General features: G+C 70.2%; 17 protein-coding genes. 12 read left to right on the top strand and 5 right to left on the bottom strand.

Annotated features, from left to right (window positions below):
• Positions 1-101 precede the first annotated feature (101 nt).
• Positions 102-2057, bottom strand: coding sequence for an acetate--CoA ligase (gene acs, locus ACWGH4_RS07360; RefSeq protein ID WP_453456833.1), 1956 nt, complete (start codon positions 2055-2057; stop codon positions 102-104).
• 225 nt (positions 2058-2282) lie between these two features.
• Positions 2283-4658, bottom strand: coding sequence for a SulP family inorganic anion transporter (locus tag ACWGH4_RS07355; protein WP_453456830.1), 2376 nt, complete (start codon positions 4656-4658; stop codon positions 2283-2285).
• Between the two features lie 288 nt (positions 4659-4946).
• On the opposite strand from ACWGH4_RS07355, the gene ACWGH4_RS07350 reads away from it, so the two are divergent.
• Complete coding sequence (locus ACWGH4_RS07350) at positions 4947-6245, top strand: hypothetical protein (RefSeq protein WP_453456827.1); 1299 nt, start codon at positions 4947-4949, stop codon at positions 6243-6245.
• 78 nt (positions 6246-6323) lie between these two features.
• Here ACWGH4_RS07350 and ACWGH4_RS07345 read toward each other — a convergent pair whose 3' ends face one another.
• The gene (locus ACWGH4_RS07345; RefSeq protein WP_453456825.1) at positions 6324-7310 is read right to left on the bottom strand and encodes an ATP-binding protein; all 987 of its coding nucleotides are present in this window, start codon (positions 7308-7310) and stop codon (positions 6324-6326) included.
• Positions 7311-7413: 103 nt separating this feature from the next.
• Here ACWGH4_RS07345 and ACWGH4_RS07340 point away from each other — a divergent pair, with 103 nt between their 5' ends.
• The gene (locus ACWGH4_RS07340; RefSeq protein ID WP_453456822.1) at positions 7414-8244 is read left to right on the top strand and encodes an oxidoreductase; all 831 of its coding nucleotides are present in this window, start codon (positions 7414-7416) and stop codon (positions 8242-8244) included.
• 409 nt (positions 8245-8653) lie between these two features.
• On the opposite strand, the gene ACWGH4_RS07335 is transcribed toward ACWGH4_RS07340, so the two are convergent.
• Positions 8654-9505, bottom strand: a complete 852-nt coding sequence (locus ACWGH4_RS07335; protein ID WP_453456819.1) for an HAD family hydrolase — start codon at positions 9503-9505, stop codon at positions 8654-8656.
• A 535-nt stretch (positions 9506-10040) separates the two neighbouring features.
• On the opposite strand from ACWGH4_RS07335, the gene ssd reads away from it, so the two are divergent.
• The 7 genes from ssd to ACWGH4_RS07300 all read left to right on the top strand — a co-directional run bounded on the left by ssd (position 10041) and on the right by ACWGH4_RS07300 (position 15345).
• Positions 10041-11144, top strand: coding sequence for a septum site-determining protein Ssd (gene ssd / locus ACWGH4_RS07330; RefSeq protein WP_453456816.1), 1104 nt, complete (start codon positions 10041-10043; stop codon positions 11142-11144).
• Positions 11141-12289, top strand: a complete 1149-nt coding sequence (locus tag ACWGH4_RS07325) for a TadA family conjugal transfer-associated ATPase (RefSeq protein WP_441263565.1) — start codon at positions 11141-11143, stop codon at positions 12287-12289. Before ssd ends, ACWGH4_RS07325 begins: the two co-directional genes overlap by 4 nt.
• A 14-nt stretch (positions 12290-12303) precedes the next feature.
• Positions 12304-13140 carry a type II secretion system F family protein gene (locus ACWGH4_RS07320; protein ID WP_453456851.1) on the top strand — a complete coding sequence of 279 codons (837 nt, stop codon included), beginning with the start codon at positions 12304-12306 and terminating at the stop codon, positions 13138-13140.
• Positions 13137-13922 carry a type II secretion system F family protein gene (locus tag ACWGH4_RS07315; protein WP_453456813.1) on the top strand — a complete coding sequence of 262 codons (786 nt, stop codon included), beginning with the start codon at positions 13137-13139 and terminating at the stop codon, positions 13920-13922. The genes ACWGH4_RS07320 and ACWGH4_RS07315 overlap by 4 nt, the downstream gene beginning before the upstream one ends.
• A gap of 52 nt (positions 13923-13974) precedes the next feature.
• On the top strand, positions 13975-14175 hold the full coding sequence (locus tag ACWGH4_RS07310) for a DUF4244 domain-containing protein (RefSeq protein WP_005314364.1): 201 nt from the start codon (positions 13975-13977) through the stop codon (positions 14173-14175).
• A 142-nt stretch (positions 14176-14317) separates the two neighbouring features.
• Positions 14318-14983 (top strand): TadE family type IV pilus minor pilin, encoded by a 666-nt coding sequence (locus ACWGH4_RS07305; RefSeq protein ID WP_453456809.1) that lies wholly within the window; start codon positions 14318-14320, stop codon positions 14981-14983.
• The gene (locus ACWGH4_RS07300) at positions 14980-15345 is read left to right on the top strand and encodes an Rv3654c family TadE-like protein (protein ID WP_453456806.1); all 366 of its coding nucleotides are present in this window, start codon (positions 14980-14982) and stop codon (positions 15343-15345) included. The genes ACWGH4_RS07305 and ACWGH4_RS07300 overlap by 4 nt, the downstream gene beginning before the upstream one ends.
• Here ACWGH4_RS07300 and ACWGH4_RS07295 read toward each other — a convergent pair.
• Positions 15281-17764: a DEAD/DEAH box helicase gene (locus tag ACWGH4_RS07295; RefSeq protein ID WP_453456803.1), complete on the bottom strand. Its 2484-nt coding sequence runs from the start codon at positions 17762-17764 to the stop codon at positions 15281-15283. The two genes, ACWGH4_RS07300 and ACWGH4_RS07295, sit on opposite strands and share 65 nt — an antisense overlap.
• Positions 17765-17842: 78 nt before the next feature.
• Here ACWGH4_RS07295 and ACWGH4_RS07290 point away from each other — a divergent pair, with 78 nt between their 5' ends.
• The 3 genes from ACWGH4_RS07290 (at position 17843) to ACWGH4_RS07280 (ending at position 21809) form a co-directional block, all read left to right on the top strand.
• Positions 17843-18196, top strand: coding sequence for an STAS domain-containing protein (locus ACWGH4_RS07290; protein ID WP_003967428.1), 354 nt, complete (start codon positions 17843-17845; stop codon positions 18194-18196).
• Between the two features lie 111 nt (positions 18197-18307).
• Complete coding sequence (locus tag ACWGH4_RS07285) at positions 18308-18751, top strand: ATP-binding protein (protein ID WP_453456800.1); 444 nt, start codon at positions 18308-18310, stop codon at positions 18749-18751.
• A 652-nt stretch (positions 18752-19403) separates the two neighbouring features.
• Positions 19404-21809, top strand: coding sequence for a sodium-translocating pyrophosphatase (locus tag ACWGH4_RS07280; protein ID WP_453456797.1), 2406 nt, complete (start codon positions 19404-19406; stop codon positions 21807-21809).
• Positions 21810-21847 lie beyond the last annotated feature (38 nt).

Here is a 21847-nt window from a genome sequence, read left to right as displayed (position 1 = left end):
GTTCTTCACTCTACAGAAGGCCGTCCCGGGCGTTCGGGAGCGGAGCCGCGAGCAGGAACGGGCCCCCGGTGCGTCCGGGGGCCCGTTCACCGAATACCGGGTCAGTCCTCGCTGGGTGCGCTGGGGAGCTTCGACTGGATGAGATCCATCACGGAGGAGTCCGTCAGCGTGGTGACGTCTCCCAGCTGGCGGTTCTCGGCGACGTCGCGCAGCAGTCGCCGCATGATCTTGCCGGAGCGGGTCTTCGGCAGCTCGGCCACCGGGAGGATCCGCTTGGGCTTGGCGATCGGCCCGAGCGTCGTGCCGACGTGGTTGCGCAGGTCGTTGACCAGGCTGTCGTCCTCGGTCGCCGAACCGCGGAGGATCACGAAGGCGACGATGGCCTGACCGGTGGTCTCGTCCGTGGCGCCCACGACCGCTGCCTCCGCGACCTTCGGGTGCGAGACGAGGGCCGATTCCACCTCGGTGGTCGAGATGTTGTGCCCGGACACCAGCATCACGTCGTCGACCCGGCCGAGCAGCCAGATGTCGCCGTCCTGGTCCTTCTTGGCGCCGTCGCCCGCGAAGTACTTGCCCTCGAAGCGCGACCAGTAGGTGTCGAGGAACCGCTGGTCGTCTCCCCAGATGGTGCGCAGCATCGACGGCCATGGCTCGGTGAGGACCAGGTAGCCGCCGCCCCCGTCGGGCACCTCGTTCGCCTCGTCGTCCACGACAGTGGCCGAGATACCGGGCAGCGGGCGCTGCGCCGAACCGGGCTTCGCCGCGGTGACCCCGGGCAGCGGCGAGATCATCATCGCGCCCGTCTCCGTCTGCCACCAGGTGTCCACGACCGGGGTCTTGCCCGCGCCGATGTTCTCCCGGTACCAGATCCATGCCTCCGGGTTGATCGGCTCGCCGACGGAGCCGAGGACACGCAGGCTGCTCAGGTCGAACTTGGCGGGGATCTCGTCGCCCCACTTCATGAACGTACGGATCGCGGTGGGCGCCGTGTAGAGGATCGTGACGCCGTACTTCTGCACGATTTCCCAGAAGCGGCCCTGGTGCGGGGTGTCGGGGGTGCCCTCGTACATCACCTGCGTCGCACCGTTGGCGAGCGGGCCGTACACGATGTACGAGTGGCCGGTCACCCAGCCGATGTCGGCGGTGCACCAGTAGACGTCCGTCTCGGGCTTGAGATCGAACACGGCATGGTGCGTGTACGCCGTCTGGGTGAGGTAACCGCCCGAAGTGTGCAGGATGCCCTTCGGCTTACCCGTCGTGCCCGAGGTGTAGAGGATGAAGAGCGGGTGCTCCGCGTCGAAGGCCTCGGGGGTGTGCTCGGGGGACTGCCGGCCGACGATGTCGTGCCACCACACGTCGCGGCCCTCGGTGAAGGCGGTCTCCTGACCGGTGCGCCGCACGACGAGTACGTGCTCGACCTGCGGGCAGCGGCTCACCGCCTCGTCGATCGCGGGCTTGAGGGCGCTCGGCTTGCCGCGGCGGTAGCCGCCGTCGGAGGTGATGACGAGCTTGGCGTCGGCGTCCTGGATGCGTGAGGCGACCGCATCCGCGGAGAAGCCGCCGAAGACCACGGAGTGCGCGGCGCCGATGCGGGCGCATGCCAGCATCGCGACGGCCGCCTCGGGAATCATCGGCAGGTAGACGGCTACCCGGTCGCCCTTGCGGACGCCCAGCTCGAGCAGGGCGTTGGCGGCCTTGGAGACCTCGTCCTTGAGCTCGGCATAAGTGATGGCGCGTCCGTCGCCGGGCTCGCCCTCGAAGTGGATGGCGACACGGTCGCCGTGGCCCGCCTCGACGTGGCGGTCCACGCAGTTGTACGCCACGTTCAGCTTGCCGTCGGCGAACCACTTGGCGAAGGGCGGGTTGGTCCAGTCGAGGGTCTCGGTCGGCTCGGTGGCCCAGCTGAGCCGACGCGCCTGCTCGGCCCAGAAGCCAAGCCTGTCCGCCGCGGCCTGTTCGTACGCCTCCGCCGTCACGTTGGCGTTCGCTGCCAGCTCGGCCGGCGGGGGGAACCGCCGCTCTTCTTTAAGAAGGTTGGCCAGGCTCTCGTTGCTCACGACATCTCCCTTTCCCAGGGCGTCTTCTGTGCGTATGTGTCCCAGGCCATAGCTCATCAGCCGGAGGGCCGGGTGACAAGGGCCTTCCGGATATTGGTTTAGACCTGTGGGCACCCCTCGTCCCCGGGCGGTGGGGACGAGGGGCCACACGTTCTCACGGACGGGGACCGCTCAGGGTTCATCCGTGCCGTCCAGGCGTGCCGTCGAGCAAGGCCGCCGCACGCCTCAGCTGTGCGACTTCTCGAGCGCGGACGGTGCCGGTGCCACTCTGTCGAAGACCTCGTCGATCTCCTGCTCCGCCGTACTCGTGAGGAGGTACGCCTGTGCCTCGCCGACGTGGAAGTACATGCCGTGCAACTGGAGCGAGCCCTCGGCGAGTCGTCGGGCCACCGACTCGTGGGCCCTCAGGTGCTCGAGTTGCTGGACGACGTTGGTGAGGCAGAGCTGCTCCACCGCGTCGGTGGGCATGCGGCCGGAGATCCTGGCCCAGGAGCGGTGGCGGTTCTTCATCCGCTGGAGGCTGGGACGTCCATGCCGCAGCCAGCGGGCGAGCGGTGTGGCGGTGCCGTCCGGCGGGCTGTTGAGCAGGGCCTGCATCGCGCCGCAGCCCGAGTGCCCGCAGACGGTGATCGAATCCACCTCGAGGACGTCGACGGCGTACTCGATCGCGGCTGCGACGGAGTCGTCCGCCCCCTTCTCGCCGGGCAGCGGCACGAGATTGCCCACATTGCGCACCGTGAACAGATCACCCGGTCCGCTCGCCGTGATCATGCTGGTCACCAGCCGGGAGTCCGCGCAGGTGATGAACAGCTGGGACGGCCGCTGTCCCTCGCGTGCCAGCCGGGCCAGCTCGTCGCGTACCAATGGGGCGGTGTTGCGCTGGAAGGAGCTCAACCCGTTGGCCAGGTGATGGGTGTCCGTGTCACGGGGCCGGTCGTCGCAATGGTGGTTGCGCCATGGGGTCCAGGGCCGGCAGCAGCCGTGGGTCTCGTCGGCCGGCTCGCTGATCCGGCCGCCGGCCCGCCCGGTCACCTCGACCGTGCCGCCCTGCGAGGAGTGGGACGCTTGCCAGTCGTGCAGGGCTTCATAGGCGGCGTGGTCCATGAAAGAGCCGTCCAACTCGACCACGCAGGGGGCTCCATGGGGCACCTGGCTCAGCATCCGGCTCAGCCTGGGCACGGCGAGGAACGTCAGCTGACCTCGGGCGCGCACCCGATGCACACCGTCCCGTTCCTCGACGGTGATCCGCGTGCGGGTGAGCCGGTGCAGCGCGACTGCCACGGCCACAGCGACGCCGATGACGACGCCTTCCAGTACTCCGGTGAGGACGACGGCCGTCAGCGTGGCCGCGTAGACCAGCATCTCGCGGTTCTTCTTCACGCTGCGCAGATGCGTGATGTTGACCATCTGGACACCCACGACCATGACCAGCGCCGCCAGTGCGGCCAGCGGGATCAGATCGAGGACCGGCACCAGTAGCAGAGCCGCCACCACGACCCACAGGCCGTGCAGCATGGTGGAGTTGCGGCTCACGGCGCCCGCCGAGACGTTCGCGGAGCTGCGCACCGCGACGCCGGTGACGGGCAGCCCTCCGAGGGCCCCGGACACCATGTTCGCGGCGCCCTGCCCCGCGAGCTCACGGTCCAGATCGGCGCGAGGGATGCGTACGGTCGGCTTCTTACGGGCGGCGACCAGTTTGTCGATGGCGACGGCCGACAGGAGTGACTCCACGCTCCCGACGAGCGTGATGGTGAGGACCGCGGCGAGCAGGCCGAGCACCGGACCCTCGGGAAGTTCGGGCAGCGCGTGCGAACGCCAGGACGGCAGGTCGACCCGCGGCTGGTGCAGTCCGGCGAAGACCGCGAGCGCCGTGGCGGCGGCCACTGCCGCGAGGGCGGCGGGGATCTTCCGGACGATCCTGCCGGCGCGCCCGGGCACCCGCGGCCAGATCAGCAGCACGGCGACCGTCAGGATGCTGACGGACAGCGCGGCCGGGTGGAGGCCGGCCAACTGGGCAGGCAGGCCGAGCACATTGCTCACGGCCGAGCTCTGGGGTGTGCCGCCGAGGACGATGTGGAGTTGGGCGAGGGCGATCGTGGCGCCGATGCCCGCGAGCATGCCGTGCACGATCGCAGGGCTCACGGCGAGTGCCGACCGGGCCACCCGCAGGGCGGACAGGGCGAGTTGGCACAGGCCGGCGAGGACGGTGATGGCGCATGTGGTGCGCCAGCCGTACTGCTGGATCAACTCGGCCGTCACGACGGTCAGTCCTGCGGCGGGGCCGCTGACCTGGAGCGGCGCTCCGCCGAGCCGGCCGACGACGATGCCTCCGACCGCCGCGGCGACGAGACCGGCCTGGAGCGGTGCGCCGGTCGCGAGCGCGATGCCGAGAGACAGCGGGAGTGCGATCAGAAAGACGGCGACGGACGCGGAGACATCGGCACCGTGGATGCGGAAGCGGCGGTCGTTGCCCGACGGCGGACCGTGCGGGCGCTGGAAGCGTGATGCGGGGGACAGCAGGTTCGTGCGGGCGGGGTCGTTCTCGTGGGGGTCGTCGGGCTGGTGAGAAGCGTCGTCGGTACGCGTAGGGGCGTAGGACATGGTTCCCGTCTCCTCCGGGGCGGCGCGGTCGCGGAATGGGGGGACGCGGCCGTGGGTCACGGCGTGCAGCGGCGGGATACTTCAAACGTTCGGTAAATGGATCGTAATGCAGAGTAAAGACTCGGGCATTATTTTCCGTGCAAATAGGGCAACGTTTCACCCGATATGGTGATTAGTAATTTCATAACGGCTCGTCGCCCGCCCTCTCCGCTCATCTCGATGCGACTTTGACGGCTCCGTATGCACCGCCGTCAGACAGTCGTATTGGCACAGGAATGAGGTGGGCGGATGTTGGCCGCCACGAAGAGGGTCGTCGCCGTCGGCACGGTCGCCACGGCGCTGATCGCAGGTCTCGCAGGGTGCTCCGGATCGAAGGCGCCGGGCGGCTCGGCCGGTGAACAGGGCGCTTCCGGCGGGAAGGAAGGTGTCGCCGCGCCGAAGAGCGCCGTACGCCTCATCGGCGACGGTTCAACGGCCTTCACCGGCGCCCAGCCGGGGCTCCTTCGGCCCGAACGGCTCAAGCCCGGCCAGAAGCCGCCGCAGTTCGTGGTCTTCTCCTGGGACGGTGCCGGTGAGGACAGCCAGAAGCTGTTCTCGCGCTTCCGTGAGGTCGGCAAGAAGTACGACGCGACGATGACGTACTTCCTCAGCGGCGTCTATCTCCTCCCCGAGGAGAAGCGGACGATGTACAACCCGCCGCAGCACTCGGCCGGCCGCTCCGACATCGGCTTCAACGACGTCGACGGGATCAGGGACACCGTTCGTGAGCTGCGTGCCGCCTGGCTGGACGGCAACGAGGTGGGGACCCACTTCAACGGTCACTTCTGCGGCACGGACGGCGGGGTGGGCACCTGGTCCGTCGAGGAGTGGAAGAGCGAGATCAGTCAGGCCAAGTCCTTCGTCAAGAACTGGAAGACGAACGCGGGCCTTGCCTCCATGGACCCGCTTCCGTTCGACTACGACAAGGAACTCATCGGCGCCCGCACGCCGTGCCTCGAGGGCCGCGAGAACTTCATCCGCGCCGCGAGCAAACTCGGCTTCCGCTACGACACCAGCGGCGTCAACAACCAGGTGTGGCCGAAGAAGGAACTCGGTCTGTGGGACCTCTCCCTCCAGTTGGTCCCGGTGCCCGGCCGTGCCTTCGAGACGCTGGCGATGGACTACAACTTCATGGTCAACCAGTCCGGTACCGCCAAGGGCGACCCGTCGAAGCACGTCTACTGGGGCAACCAGATGCGCGACGGCCTGATCCAGGCCTTCGACCGCGCCTACGAGGGCAACCGCGCACCGCTGATCATCGGCAACCACTTCGAGTCCTGGAACGGCGGCACCTACATGCGTGCCATCGAGCAGACGATCGCGACGGTGTGCGTGAAGAGCGACGTGAAGTGCGTGTCGTTCCGTCAACTCGTGGACTGGCTGGACGCACAGGACCCGAAGGTGATCGAAAAGATGCGGGGTCTCGACGTCGGCGAGGCGCCGAAGGGCGGCTGGGCGCAGTTCCTGGCCAAGCCGGTCGCTCCGGCGGCTCCGCCGGCCGACAAGGCTGCCAAGAGCCGGGCCGAGAAGCCGGCCGAGAAGCGATGAACTGACGGGCGGCGCCGAGCGCGCGTGACAGCGGCCGAGTCCCGTCCCCGACTCCGGGGACGGGACCGGCCGTCGGCGTCAGCCGGGCTGCGCGACGGGGGCGTGCTCACCGAGCATGAACGAGGGATCCACCTGTGCCGCCAGGTCGGCTCCTGTCCTGGCGTTTCCCCAGCTCTCGGCGTTCTTCAGATGGAAGTGCACCATCTGCCGTGTGTAGCGCTCCCAGTCCCGCGCCGCGTACGAGTCCTCCGCCGCGTTCTGCAGGCTCTGCAGGGCCATGCGGTTGTCCGCCTCCAACAGCTCGAAGCGGGGCGGACGCCCTTTCTCCATGGCGCGTACCCAGTTGGAGTGCCCCACGGTGACGAGCAGGTCGTCGCCGACTTCCTCCCTGAGGAACGCGATGTCCTCCTCACCCTGCACCTTGTTGCCCACGACCTTCAGGGCCACCCCGAAGTCGCGGGCGTACTCCTTGTACTGGCGGTACACGGAAACGCCCTTGAGGGTGGGCTCTGCCACCAGGAACGTCATGTCGAAGCGGGTGAACATCCCGGAGGCGAACGAGTCGGAGCCGGCGGTCATGTCGACCACCACGTACTCGTCCGGGCCGTCCACGAGGTGGTTCAGACAGAGCTCGACCGCTCCGACCTTGGAGTGGTAGCAGGAAACCCCGAGGTCCGACTCGGTGAAGGGGCCGGTGGCCATCAAACGGATGTCGCCGTCGTCGAGCCGGACCGTCCGGGCGCACGCGTCGTACACCGGATTGTCCTCGACCACACGCAACAGCCGTGATCCCTCGCCGGGAGGTGTGGTCTTGATCATCGTGTCGGCCGAGGCGATGCGGGGGTTGGAGCCGCGCAGATAATCCTTGATCAGCGGCAGATGGGCGCCCATCGCGGGCAGCGCCGCCGCTTCTGCCTCGTCGAGACCGAGCGCGGCCCCCAGGTGCTGGTTGATGTCGGCGTCCACCGCAATGACGTGCGCCTCGTTGGCGGCCAGGTGACGAATGAAGAGGGAGGACAGGGTCGTCTTGCCGCTGCCGCCCTTCCCTACGAAAGCGATCTTCATGTTCACCTAGAGTAGCGGAGCGATTGCTTCGGGTTGCCTCAAAGGGTGAGGAAGACCACTCCAATGTGGGCCGGACCCCCTCGCGCGCGTAACCTCGCTACTTATGAGTACGAACGCCTCGTCGGCCGATCCCCTCGCCGCTCTCGGTGCCCTGCCGGGCGTTGCCGACTCCGTTGATTCCGTGCGGAAGGCCGTCGACAGGGTCTACGGACACCGGGTCATGCGCCGCCGCAGCAACGAGATCACCTCCGAGGCCGCCCTGCGCGGCGCGCGTGGCTCCGCCGCACTGTCCGGGGCGGACTGGGCCCTCGAGGAGGTGCGCAGGCGTACCGACTTCGGCAGCGAGCCGGAGGCGCGCACCGTCGGCGCCGCCCTGCGGCTCACCGCCGAAGCAGGTCAACTGCTCTCCATCTGGCGGCAGTCACCGCTGCGCGTCCTGGCTCGGCTGCACCTTGTCGCGGCCGGCCGCGCGGGCGACGACGACACCGTGGGACGCCCGCGCCTGCCCGGCGAGACCGTGGACGAGCCGCTGATCAACGCGCCGCTGCCGGACGTCGCAGAGGTGACGGGCCGACTGGACGGTCTGGCAGAGTTGATCATCGCAGGCACTGAAGCGCCTGCCCTGGTGACGGCCGCGGTGGTGCACGGCGAGCTCCTGGCCCTGCGGCCGTTCGGCTCCTGCAACGGGCTGGTCGCCAGGGCGGCCGAGCGGATCGTGCTCGTCGGCAGCGGGCTCGACCCGAAATCGATCTGCCCGGCCGAGGTGGGCCATGCCGAGCAGGGCAGAGCCGCTTATGTCGCCGCCTTCGAGGCGTATCTGACCGGAACGCCGGAGGGGCTGGCCGCGTGGATCGCCCACTGCGGCCGCGCGGTGGAACTCGGTGTCAGGGAGTCGACGGCGGTGTGCGAGGCGCTTCAGCGCGGCGCCGCCTGAGGCTGCTTTCCTGAGCTGCGGAAAGTCCCGGGAACGGGTTGCGGCGGTACCGCTTCCGGTACCGCCGCTGGCACGAGCCCCGAGTTACCATGCGTCCTCGAAATGTTGCCCATCAGGTCGGGAACTTTGCCCGTCACCTGGTGCGGCTGGCCCGTAATCGACGGGTCGACGTCGCGTGGGTGCTCAGTTTTCATGCTTCGGTCCGTGGGGCCTTCTGCGTTACAGGTGATCCTTTCGGATGTACTCGGTCTCGCGGGCCGTGACTCCTTTGTACTACTGCGGCCACGGATAGGAAAGGCCTGCCTGTAGTTCTTTACTTTTAGGTTCAAATACGGGCGAACCGAATCTGCCTTGATCGGCGGCCGCCGACCCGTCTCCCGGGGGTCCGTACTCCGAGAGACAGCGCGAATCAGCCGACGGCAGTCTGCGTCGCGGCGGCGGTCCGCCGGCGGCTGGCGTACCAGACGAGCCCGGCCGTGGCCGCTGCCGCTCCGACGGCGGCCATGGCGATCAGGGCGGGCCGCGGTGCCATCGAGAAGCCGGGCAGTCGCTGCTTCAAGCGCACCGGACGGTGGAAGTCGAGAATCGGCCAGTCGCGCAGGACCGCCTCACGGCGCAGCCCTCGCCCCGGGTTCACCGCGTACGGATGTCCCACGGCCGCGAGCATGGGGACGTCGGTGACCGAGTCGCTGTACGCGTAGCTGCGCGCCAGGTCGTACCCCTCGGACTCGGCGAGTTCCCGGATCGCCTCCGCCTTGGTGGGCCCGTAGGCGTAGTAGCCCACCTCGCCGGTGAAGCAGCCGTCGTCGCCGACCACCATGCGGGTGGCCACCACGCGGTCGGCGCCGAGCAGCTCGCCGATCGGCTCCACGACCTCGGCGCCGGAGGTGGAGACGATCACCACGTCGCGGCCGGCGGCATGATGCTCCTCGATGAGCGAGGCGGCCTCGTCGTAGATGATCGGGTCGATGAGGTCGTGGAGCGTCTCGGCGACGATCTCCTTGACCTGCTGGACGTTCCAGCCTTTGCAGAGCATGGAGAGGTACTCGCGCATCCGCTCCATCTGGTCGTGGTCCGCACCGCCCGCGAGAAAAACGAACTGGGCATAGGCGGTACGCAGTACGGCGCGCCGGTTGATCAGCCCGCCTTGGTAGAAGGACTTGCTGAAGGTCAGAGTCGATGACTTCGCAATGACCGTCTTGTCCAGGTCAAAGAAGGCGGCTGTGCGCGGCAAGGAGTGGTTTTCCACGAGGCAGAGCATATGTGCCCGCCATTCGGCGTACGCTCGGGCGTGTGGGTTTGCCTGAGAAGGCTCTCGGGTACACCATGGAAGTCACGGATCGTTCGCGACCGTGCTAACCCGGTCCGGCTCCTCCCCCCCCGAGTCGGCCGGAGAGACGACCCCCGCTCTCCCCCCCGGCGGGGGTCGTCGCATGTCCGGGCACGTTTTCCCGGCTCTCCCGCGCTTCCGGCGCCGGTCTTCGCCCTTCGGTCGGACCAGAACGGCACCGGACGGCCCACCCCCGGATTGGTTACTGCCTGTAGTCATCGGGATGCTCTCCGAGAGTCTTCCGAAGAGTGTGCAGTGCGGCTCAAGGATCTGTCCATGAGTCATCAAGCGCTCACCGGTATGAGCTACCGGGATATTCACAAGTGGCGAGTTGTCCACAGTTTTTCAGCAAGATCCACACGATTTTTCACTGGGCCGCACCGTGATTCCAGCCGCGTAAGTCGCGGGCCGAAGGAATCACGGATCTCGATGCGATGCGAGATCGCAGAGGGAAGGGGTGGAGATCGTGGCCGGATCCATCACATCGGACCGCTCGCGCGCCGCGGAGGAGCGGCCTGGCGGGCCCTTGATCGTCACCGAGGACATGGAGCTGCTGGACGATCTGCTGCGGCTGTGCGCCGCAGCGGGTGCAGAGCCGGAGGTCCACCATTCGCTGCCGGAAAGGAAGGGCGGTTGGGAGGACGCGCCGCTGGTCCTCGTCGGCGACGACGCCGCCGCGCGCTGCCACGGCGCCTCGCGCAGGCGCGGGGTGTTCCTGGTGGGCAGGGACCAGGACGACCCCGACGTATGGCGGCGAGCCGTGGAGATCGGGGCCGACTGCGTGCTGCGGCTCCCCGACGCGGAGAGCTGGCTGGTCGACCGGATCGCGGACGTGGCCGAAGGCGTCGGGCGTCAGGCGCTGACCGTGGGCGTGATCGGCGGCCGTGGCGGCGCAGGGGCTTCGACCCTGGCCACCGCTCTGGCGGTGACCGCCGCCCGCGGCGGACGGCGCACGATGCTCGTCGACGGCGATCCGCTCGGCGGAGGACTGGACGTGCTGCTCGGAGGCGAGCACACGGAAGGCATGCGATGGCCGGATTTCGCCGCTTCGAAGGGCCGTGTCGCCGGCGGTGCGCTGGAGGAGTCGCTGCCCGAACTGCACGCGCTGCGCGTGCTCAGCTGGGACCGCGGCGATTCCGTCGTCATCCCACCGGAGGCCATGAGGTCCGTCCTGGCGGCCGCCCGCCGACGGGGCGGAGTGGTGGTCGTCGATCTGCCCCGGCGTGTCGACGAGGGCGTGGCGGAGGCCCTGGCCCAGCTCGATCTCGGGCTGCTCGTCGTGCCGGGCGAGCTGCGAGCGGTCGCCGCCGCGAACAGGGTGGCCTCCGCCGTGGGCATGGTCCTGGCGGACCTCCGGGTGGTGTGCCGCGGTCCTTACGCGCCCGGGCTGGACGACCAGTGGGTGGCGGCCGCCCTCGGACTGCCGCTCGCCGGTGAACTCCCGACAGAGCCCGGACTGGCGGCCGCGCAGACCGCCGGAGCGCCACCGGGCGGCAGTGGCCGTGGGCCGCTGGCCAGGTTCTGCACCGCGTTCTGGGAGCGTGCGCTGGTGGGGGAGGGCATCGCATGAGCTCCGGACTGCTGGAGGCAGTACGGCAGCGACTGGCGGAGAGTGGCGCGGAGCCCACGCCGGCCCGCGTGGCCGCGGCCCTGCGGGCGCAGGGCCGGCTGCTGGGCGACGCCGAAGTGCTGGGCGGCACGGAGCGGCTGCGCTGCGAGCTGGTGGGCACGGGGCCGCTGGAGCCGCTGTTGGCCGACCCGTCGGTCACGGACGTGCTGGTTTCCGCGCCCGACCGGGTATGGGTGGACCGGGGCAGGGGCCTGGAACTCACCGAGGTGACGTTCGCGGACGCGGCGTCGGTGCGCAGACTGGCCCAGCGGCTCGCGGCAGTGGCAGAACGGCGGCTGGACGACGCCCGTCCATGGGTGGACGCCCGACTGCCCGACGGGACACGCATGCATGCCGTGATCCCTCCCGTGGCCGTCGGCTCGACGTGCCTGTCGCTGCGCGTCGTGCGGCCCCGTGCCTTCTCGGTCGGAGAGTTGGTCACCGCGGGCACGGTGCCACCCGGCGGGGACAGGCTGCTGCGGGCCCTGATCGAGGCCCGGCTCTCGTTCCTGATCAGCGGCGGGACCGGTTCGGGGAAGACGACGCTGCTGAGCACCCTGCTGGGGATGGTCGGGGAGCGGGAGCGCATCGTCCTGGCCGAGGATTCGGCCGAATTGAGACCCGAGCATCCGCATGTGGTGCGCCTGGAGTCGCGCACGGCGAACCAGGAGGGCGCGGGACGCGTGACCTTGAGGGACCTGGTGAGGCAGGCACTGCGCATGCGCCCCGACCGGCTGGTGGTCGGAGAGGTCCGGGGCGCGGAGGTGACCGAACTCCTGGCGGCCCTTAACACCGGCCACGAAGGCGGCTGCGGCACTGTCCACGCGAACGCGGCGGCGGACGTGCCGGCTCGGCTCGAGGCGCTGGGCACCGCGGCCGGGCTCGATCGGGCCGCGCTGCACAGCCAGTTGGCTGCTGCTCTCGCGGTGGTGATCCACCTCGTGCGGGACGGGGCAGGCAGGCGGCGGCTGGCCGAGATCCATGTGCTGGAGCGGGACGCGGCGGGACTGGTGGTGACGGTGCCCGCCCTGAGATGGGCCAAGGGGGCGTTCGCGGCGGAGGCAGGCTGGGAGCGGCTGCGGACCCTGGTCGGTGATGCGCTGTGACAGCCGTCCAGTCGATGTGCGCGGCGGCGGTGTGCCTGATCGCGGCTGCCTGGCTGCTGACCGGCGGGCAGGAGCAGGAACTGCGAAGGGCGCGGCTGATGTTCGCGGGCCCGGGGGCGGTGGTGCTGCCGCCGTGGTGGTCATGGGAACGGCTCCTGCCCGTGATCAGGCTCCGCAAGGAGTGGTGGTGCCTGCCTGCGGGAGCCGCGGTGGCTGTCGCCGGCGAATCTCCGTTGCCGCTGGCTGCGGGAGCCGTCGCCGTGCCGTTGGTGCGGCGGTGGCTGCGGGCCCGGGAACGCAGGAGCAACGAGGACCGGCGGGCCCTGGGCGTCATCGGCCTGTGCGGGGCGACAGCCGGGGAGCTGAGGGCGGGTCTGCAGCCGGCACAGGCACTGCTCTTCGCCGCGGGGGCGACGGACGTCCTCGGGGATGCGGAGGCCGAGGTGCTGGCGGCGGCGAGATTCGGCGGAGACGTGCCGGAGGCATTGCGCACGGCGGCGCGACAGCCGGGCGCGGAAGGACTGGCCGGGGTGGCGGCGTGCTGGCGGGTCGCCGTGGACAGCGGCGCCGGCCTGGCGGCCGGGCTGGACCGTCTGGAAGCGGCCCTGTGCGCCGAGATGGATCAACGAGAGGAGCTGAAAGCGCAGTTGGCAGGCGCTCGGTCGACCATCGTGCTGCTTGCGCTGCTGCCGGTCGCCGGTCTGGCCATGGGCTGGGCCCTCGGGGCCGAACCGCTGCATGTGCTGTTCCACAGCCCCGCCGGCATCGCCTGTCTGGTGATCGGAGGGCTGCTGGAGACGGCAGGGCTGTGCTGGGCCAGACGGATCGTGCGTGCGGGAGGGGAGGCATGAGCGGCGAGGCCGTCCACAGGCTGGGGACGACGGCGGCAGTTCTCGCCGCCGTGGCCTGCCTCGTCTCCCTGGTGGCGGCGAAGCGGCGAGAAGGGAAGGCGCGCACGAGGGGCATGGCCTTGCTGAGGTCAGGGCCCGAAGTCCGCGGCAGGCGTATCGACTTCGGGAGAGTCAGGCCCTGGGCGGCTCCGCTGGGCGTGGTCGCCGTCGGCTGGTTCCTGATCGGCGGACCCGCGGGCGGCGCAGTGGGACTTGTCGCCGCCATGGGAGTGCACCGATGGCAGCGGGACCGTCGGCAGCGGACCGGCGCCGGCACGCCCGAGGCGGACGTCGGTAAGGAAGTGGCGCGGCAACTGCCGCTGGCAGCCGACCTGATGGCCGCGTGCATTTCCGCCGGAGCGGGCCCGCGGGAGGCGGCGGAGGCGGTCGGCGAATCCCTGGGCGGCCCGGTCGGTGGCCGCCTCGCACGGACTGCCGCGCAGCTGCGGCTCGGAGCGGAACCGGCGCCCGCGTGGGGTTGCTTCGGCGAGATACCGGGCGCGGAGCCGCTGGCCCACTGCCTGGAGCGGGCCGACTCCACCGGAGCTCCGGCCGCGGCGCCGGTGTCCCGGCTCGCGGAGCGATTCCGTGCGGAGCGTGCCCGCGCCGTGGCGGGCCGGGGACGCAGGGCGCAGGTACTGATCACGGCGCCGGTGGGGCTGTGCTTCCTGCCCGCCTTCCTCGCGGTCGGCGTGGCGCCCGTGGTGATCGGCCTGGCGGGCGGACTACTGCACGGCAACTGACGACAGACAACGCGACGACACAGACGGCAATTTCGACATCAGGGGGTTCAACATGTGGCAAGCGATGCGGGTTCGGCTGACCGCGCTGAGGCGCAGGATGCGCACCGACGACGGTATGACCACATCCGAGTACGCGATGGGAACGATCGCCGCGTGCGCCTTCGCGGCGGTCCTCTACAAGATCGTCACCAGCGGCACCGTCTCGGGAGCGCTGGAAGCCGTGATCGGGAAGGCGCTCGATGCGCAGTTCTGAGGCACTTTCCGCCGGCGCAGGGGCCGGGGCACGGTCAGGCCCAGGCGTGGGGGCACGGCCAGGGCGAGGCCCGGAAGGCGACCCCGGCCGAGGTGACGCTGAAGGCAAGGGCGACGGCAAGGAATTCGGGGACAGGGGATCCGTGACGGCGGAGGCAGCCGTCGCGGTGCCGGCGCTGGTGATGTTCACCATGGGGCTGGTCTGGGCCTTGATGGCGGCTTCGGCGCAGATCCAGTGTGTGGACGCCGCGCGGGCCGGTGCTCGCGCGGCGGCCCGGTCGGAGCCACGGGCCGCGGCGGTCGCCGCCGCCCGTTCGGCGGCACCGAGCGGCTCCGCGGTCACCCTCACACGGAACGGTGACCTGTGGCGCGTACGCGTCGAGGCGGACACGCCCGGGCCGGGCGCGCTTGCCCTGGCGCTGAGCGCGGAGGCCGTCGCGTTCGCCGAGGACTCCGTGGAGCAGGGGCCGAACGCGGTCGCGCCGGGCGTGGTCGTCGTGCGGGACACCGGTCCACAGATCACCACAGGGGAAGCGGCACGGGACCGGACGCCCGGGGACACCGCGCGGAACGCCGCCCAGGCCCCGGCATCGGCCCTGACGGGGCTCTCAGGCCCCGCCCCGGCCTCCCCCGTCCGCCGACACCGGGCCGGCGCTCAGAAGCGGGGAGAGGGCCTTGTGCTGATGCGCGCGGACAGAGGGGGCCGCGGAAGCGACACAGGGCCTGTCCGCGCCGTGGGCGTACCGAGGGCGGAGCGACCGGGACGGCCCCGCACGGCCACAGCGGCGATCGCGGAGGTGGCGCCGTGAGCGAGGACCGTGGCTCGGCGACCGTGTGGGCGGCGATGGCGACGACTGTGTTGTGCGCGGTGTTCGCGATCATCCTGGCGATGGGCCAGGCCGTGGTCGCCCGGCACCGGGCGGGAGCCGCGGCCGACCTCGCGGCCCTCGCCGCGGCCGACAACGCTCTGTGGGGCACGGCCGAGGCCTGTGCGACCGCGGGCCGGGTGGCCGGCGCTCAGGGAGCGCAGCTCGTCCGGTGCTCCCTGACGGGCGAGGTCGCCGACGTGGTCGCGACGGCCCGTTTCGGCCCGTACGCCCCGGCGATCAGGGCGCGGGCGGGCCCGCCGGAGTCTCCTGGGCCGCCGGCGCCGTCCGGAGCAGCTCCGTGAGCAGCCGGACCGCGCCCCGCTTGTGCAGCGGATCGTTGCCGTTGCCGCATTTGGGCGACTGGATGCAGGACGGGCAGCCCGCCTCGCATTCGCACGAGGCGATCGCCTCCCGGGTTGCGGTGAGCCACTCGCGGGCCGTGTGGAAGGCCCGCTCGGCGAAGCCCGCCCCGCCCGGGTGCCCGTCGTACACGAAGACGGTCGGCAGCAGCGTGTCGGGATGGAGCGGCACGGAGACGCCTCCGATGTCCCAGCGGTCGCATGTGGCGAACAGGGGCAGCATCCCGATGGAGGCGTGCTCGGCGGCGTGCAGGGCCCCGCCCAGCTGCTCCGGGTTGATCCGGGCGGCGTCCAGCTGGTCCTCGGTGACCGTCCACCACACGGCACGGGTGCGCAGGGTCCGGGGAGGCAGGTCGAGCTTGGACTCGCCGAGGACTTCGCCGGTGACGAGTCTGCGCCGCAGGAAGGAGACGACCTGGTTGGTGACTTCGACGGAGCCGTAGCTCAGGCGTCCGTCTCCCCACGGGATCTCGATGTCGGTTTCGAGTACGGAGATGGAGGTGGTGTCGCGTGCGGTGGTCGAGTAGGGCGGACCGGCCTCCGTGACGAGGGCGACGGAGTCTTCCAGGTCGAGCTTGTCGACCAGGTACGTACGGCCCTGGTGCAGGTGGACGGCGCCATCGTGGACCGCTGTGTGGGCGGCCCCCTCGTCGACCGTGCCGAGCAGCCGGCCCGTGGCGGACTCGACGATCTGGACGGGCCGACCGCCGCCGCCCCGGATGTCGGTCAGGTCGGCGGCACGCTCGCGACGGGTCCAGTGCCAGCCGGAGGCCCGCCGCCGCAGCAGCCTCGCGGCCTCCAGCTGGGGCATGAGGTCCGCCGCGCCCGGACCGAAGAGCTCCAGGTCGGTATCTGTGAGGGGAAGCTCGGCGGCTGCCGCGCACAGATGGGGGGCCAGCACGTAGGGGTTGTCCGGGTCGAGGACGGTGGATTCCACCGGACGGTCGAACAGGGCCTCGGGATGGTGGACGAGGAACGTGTCCAGCGGGTCGTCCCGTGCCACGAGCACGGCGAGGGCTCCCTGACCCGAACGGCCCGCCCTGCCCGCCTGCTGCCACAGGGAGGCCCGTGTGCCCGGGTATCCGGCGATCACGACGGCGTCCAGGCCGGCGACGTCCACACCGAGCTCGAGGGCGGTGGTGGCCGCCAGGCCGAGGAGTTCACCGGAGTGCAGGGCACGCTCCAGTGCCCGGCGCTCCTCGGGGAGATAGCCGCCCCGGTAGGCGGCGACACGCCGGGGCAAGGAGCGGTCCACCTCGGCGAGGCGCTCCTTGGCGATCACGGAGATCAACTCGGCGCCGCGGCGGGAGCGTACGAAGGCCACGCTGCGGACGCCCTGCACCGTCAGGTCGGTCAGGAGGTCGGCGGTCTCCGCGGTCGCGGTGCGGCGTACGGGCGCGCCCTTCTCGCCCTGGAGCTCGGTCAGCGGCGGCTCCCACAGCGCGAAGACCAGCTCTCCGCGCGGTGAGGCGTCGTCCGCGACCTCGTGCACGGGCAGGCCGGTGAGCCGGCCCGCCGCGACGGCCGGTTCCGCCGACGTGGCGGAGGCGAGCAGGAAGACCGGATTCGCACCGTAGCGCGCGCACAGCCGGCGAAGACGGCGCAGCACCTGGGCCACATGGGAGCCGAAGACGCCGCGGTAGGTGTGGCACTCGTCGATCACGACGTAGCGAAGTGAGCGCAGGAAGGAGGACCAGCGTGGGTGGGCGGGGAGTATCCCGCGGTGCAGCATGTCCGGGTTGGTGAGGACGTAATTGGCGTACTGGCGCACCCATTCGCGTTCTTCGACCGGCGTGTCGCCGTCGTAGACGGCGGGTCGGATCCGGTTGCCGAGCGGGGCCGCCAGCTCCTTCACCGCGCGTCGCTGGTCGGCGGCGAGCGCCTTGGTGGGCGCCAGGTAGAGCGCGGTGGTGCCCCTGCCGTTCGGAGCCTCCGCGCCGTCGAGCAGCGTGCTCAGTACGGGGGCCAGATAGGCGAGGGACTTGCCGGACGCCGTGCCGGTCGCGATGACCACGGATTCGCCGTTCAGGGCATGCTCGGCAGCGGCTGCCTGATGGGCCCAGGGGTGCTCGATCCCGGCCTGCTGGACGGCGCTGATCACTTCTGCCCGGATGCGGTCCGGCCAGACGGCATGCCTGCCCGGTCGAGGGGGCAGGTGCTCCGTATGAGTGATGCGCGCAGCCCGGCTCGCACCAGCGGTGAGCCGGTCGAGGACCGTGCTGGGGGAGGGGCGGTTTTCCACGCTCCCGGGCGGTCGACTGGGACGGTGATTCATGGCCATCGGCACCGAGTGTGTCACTGGCGTGACGGACAATGGTCCCAAGGCGTCGTGCATGGCTGCTGGTAAGTGATTGAATGCCATCGCGGCTGGCGACCGTCCTCCGGCTCCGTCGGGGAGACTTGAAGGGCGGCCGCTCGATAGCAAGGTGCTGGAGGATCCGTGGACCTGTCCCTGTCGACTCGCAATGTGTCCGGACCTGGTGGCGACCGTACGGTCGTCGAGGTCGGTGGCGAGATTGATGTGTATACCGCGCCCAAGCTGCGCGAGCAGTTGGTCGAGTTGGTGAACGACGGCAGCTACCACCTGGTTGTCGACATGGAGGGCGTGGACTTCCTCGACTCCACCGGCCTCGGCGTGCTCGTGGGCGGGCTCAAGCGTGTGCGTGCCCATGAGGGCTCCCTGCGCCTGGTCTGCAACCAGGAGCGCATTCTCAAGATCTTCCGGATCACGGGTCTGACCAAGGTGTTCCCCATTCACACCACGGTCGACGAAGCTGTCGCGGCGACCGACTGACGGTCGGCCGGAGACTGCCGGAAGCAAGAGGGGCCCCGGGCATCCAGCCCGGGCCTCTGAGAGGCACGCCCGTACGTCGAGAGGCACGCCCGTACGTCCGAGGGGGACTGCATGGCCACCGTTGAGCTCCGCTTCAGCGCCCAGCCCGAACATGTCAGGACGGCGAGACTGGTTGCCGCTGCCGTGGCTCGTCGTGCCGGGGTCGAGGAGGCGGTGCTGGACGAGGTCCGGCTCGCCGTCGGAGAGGCCTGCAGTCGCGCTGTCGGGCTGCACCGCAGCCATGGCATCACCGCGCCCGTACGGGTGGTCCTGGCCGATGAGGAGAAGATCTTCTCCATCGAGGTCGGTGACGAGGTCCCGAGCGCGGGTGCCGGCTCCACAGCCGTGTCCGGCGGACGTGGCGAGGGCACCGAGGAGCTCGACGCGGAGGGCGAGGACGAGATGGGCCTCGCCGTCATCAGCGGCCTTGTCGACGACATGGAGGTCTCCTCCACCGAGGACGGCGGTGTCATCCGTATGAGCTGGCCGGCGACATCGTTCGCCGTCGCGCCCTGACGCCGTCACCTTCCGAGTCGTCCTGGAGCCCATCGGTTCCCGAGCCGCCGGTCCGACAGCTGTCGGCCCTGTAGCCGTGGGCCCTGTGCTCCCGGGAGCCGGTCGGTCCGCCGGCCCTTCGCCCCATGAGCCGTCGGTCGGACAGCTTCGACCCCGAGCCGGCGGTCCGATGGCTGTCGGCCCCGAGTGTCGGTCCGCGGTCCCTTCGGCCCCCTGAGTGTCGGTCCTCGGTCCCGGAGCGGCCTCGGAGCCCCCTGTCCCGGAGACCTCGACCGCGGAGCCGTGGCGCCCTGATCGTCGTCTTCTGAGCCGTCACGCCCTGATCCGACCGTGCAGGACCGGACAGTCCTGGGGCCGGTGTGCGGGAGGGGCAGATCGGCGTCGCCCGGGGAACCGGTCTCAATGTCCGCTGATCATTCCGGATCACTCCGACGTAAAGAGGCCCTGCTGAGCAGGGCCTCTTTCGTATTTTCTAGATCATCGTTCGGGCGTCAATGCTTTTGCACCGTTACTGCTTTCGGGGATCATTTTTGGGCCCGATCATTTGCTGAGTAGCAAGTCAAGGTCAATTACATTTACCGCGCCCTGTTTTGATCAGGTTCCGCTCCCTACAATCCGTCCACATCTTGAGCTCTGACGTCAAGGAGGACGAATGGCGGGGCTCTTCAACCCACACCTGATCGATCACCCCACTTCTCTCGCAGCCGCGGTACTCACGGATGACAACCGACTGATCGTTATTGTGATCGCGGCCGTCGCCCTGGCAGCACTCGTGGTCGCCCAGCTCCTGGTACGCCAGGTGCTGGCCGCGGGCGAGGGCACCGATTCCATGAAGAAGATCGCGGCCGCGGTACAGGAAGGCGCGAATGCATATCTGGCACGGCAGCTGCGCACTCTCGGCGTCTTCGCCGTCGTGGTGTTCTTCCTGCTGATGCTTCTCCCGGCCGACGACTGGGCGCAGCGCGCCGGGCGCTCGGTGTTCTTCCTGGTGGGTGCGCTTTTCTCGGCGGCCACCGGATACATCGGCATGCGCCTTGCCGTGCGGGCCAATGTGCGCGTCGCCGCCGCCGCGCGTGAAGCCACGCCGGCGGAAGGCGAGGCGGAAAAAGATCTCACGGCCGTCTCGCACAAGGCCATGAAGATCGCTTTTCGTACGGGCGGCGTGGTCGGCATGTTCACGGTGGGCCTCGGTCTGCTGGGCGCGTCCTGCGTCGTGCTCGTCTACGCGGCGGACGCGCCGAAGGTGCTCGAGGGCTTCGGCCTCGGCGCGGCGCTCATCGCCATGTTCATGCGTGTCGGTGGCGGCATCTTCACCAAGGCGGCCGACGTCGGCGCCGACCTCGTCGGCAAGGTCGAGCAGGGCATCCCCGAGGACGACCCGCGCAACGCCGCCACGATCGCCGACAACGTGGGCGACAACGTCGGCGACTGCGCGGGCATGGCGGCCGACCTCTTCGAGTCGTACGCCGTCACGCTCGTCGCGGCCCTCATCCTCGGTATGGCCGCGTTCGGCGACGCCGGGCTCGCCTTCCCGCTCATCGTCCCGGCGATCGGCGTGGTCACCGCGATGATCGGCATCTTCGCGGTCGCCCCGCGGCGCGCCGACCGCAGCGGGATGACGGCGATCAACCGCGGCTTCTTCATCTCCGCGCTGATCTCGCTCGTCCTGGTGGCCGTGGCCGCCTACGTCTATCTGCCCGCCTCGTACGCCGAGTTGGACGGGGTCGGTGACGCGGCGGTCCAGGCGCACGACGGGGACCCGCGGGTCCTGGCGCTCGTCGCCGTCGCCATCGGCATCGTCCTGGCGGCGCTGATCCAGCAGCTGACCGGCTACTTCACGGAGACCAACCGGCGCCCCGTGCGCGACATCGGCAAGTCGTCGCTCACCGGCCCGGCGACCGTCATCCTGGCCGGCATGTCCATCGGCCTCGAATCGGCCGTCTACACCGCCCTGTTGATCGGCCTCGGCGTCTACGGGGCCTTCCTGCTCGGCGGCACGTCGATCATGCTGGCGCTGTTCGCGGTGGCGCTGGCCGGCACGGGTTTGCTCACCACCGTCGGCGTGATCGTGGCCATGGACACCTTCGGCCCGGTCTCGGACAACGCCCAGGGCATCGCTGAGATGTCCGGTGACGTCACCGGCGCGGGCGCCCAGGTGCTGACCGACCTGGACGCCGTGGGCAACACCACCAAGGCCATCACCAAGGGCATCGCGATCGCCACGGCCGTGCTGGCGGCCGCGGCGCTCTTCGGCTCGTACCGCGACGCCATCGCGACGGCGGCCTCGGAGGTCGGCGAGAAGCTGGGCGACGGGGCCCCGATGAACCTGGTGATGGACATCTCGCAGCCCAACAACCTGGTGGGCCTCGTTCTCGGCGCCGCGGTCGTCTTCCTCTTCTCCGGGCTGGCCATCAACGCGGTGTCCCGCTCCGCCGGCGCCGTGGTCTACGAGGTGCGGCGGCAGTTCCGCGAGCACCCCGGGATCATGGACTACACGGAGAAGCCGGAGTACGGGCGCGTCGTCGACATCTGTACCAAGGACGCGCTGCGCGAGCTGACGACGCCCGGTCTGCTCGCCGTGCTGACCCCGATCGCGGTCGGCTTCTCGCTCGGCGTCGGCGCCCTCGGATCGTTCCTCGCGGGCGCGATCGGCACGGGAACGCTGATGGCCGTCTTCCTCGCCAACTCCGGTGGCGCGTGGGACAACGCCAAGAAGCTCGTCGAGGACGGACACCACGGCGGCAAGGGCAGTGAGGCGCACGCCGCGACCGTCATCGGCGACACGGTCGGCGACCCGTTCAAGGACACCGCCGGCCCGGCGATCAACCCGCTGCTGAAGGTCATGAACCTGGTTGCGCTGCTGATCGCGCCCGCCGTGATCCAGTTCAGCTACGGGGACGACGCCAGCGCGGGGGTGCGTGCGGTGGTCGCGGTCCTGGCGATCCTGATCATCGTCGGTGCCGTGTACGTCTCGAAGCGGCGTGGCATCGCCGTCGGCGACGAGTCGGGCACTGCCGAGCGCAGCTCGAAGCCGACCGATCCGGCGGTGGTTTCCTGACGCTGATTCAGTGGACGGGCGGGCGGCACGGTTTGACG

Source organism: Streptomyces sp. NPDC054847 (genome assembly GCF_053610925.1).
This window is presented reverse-complemented; position numbering and strand designations above follow the sequence as displayed.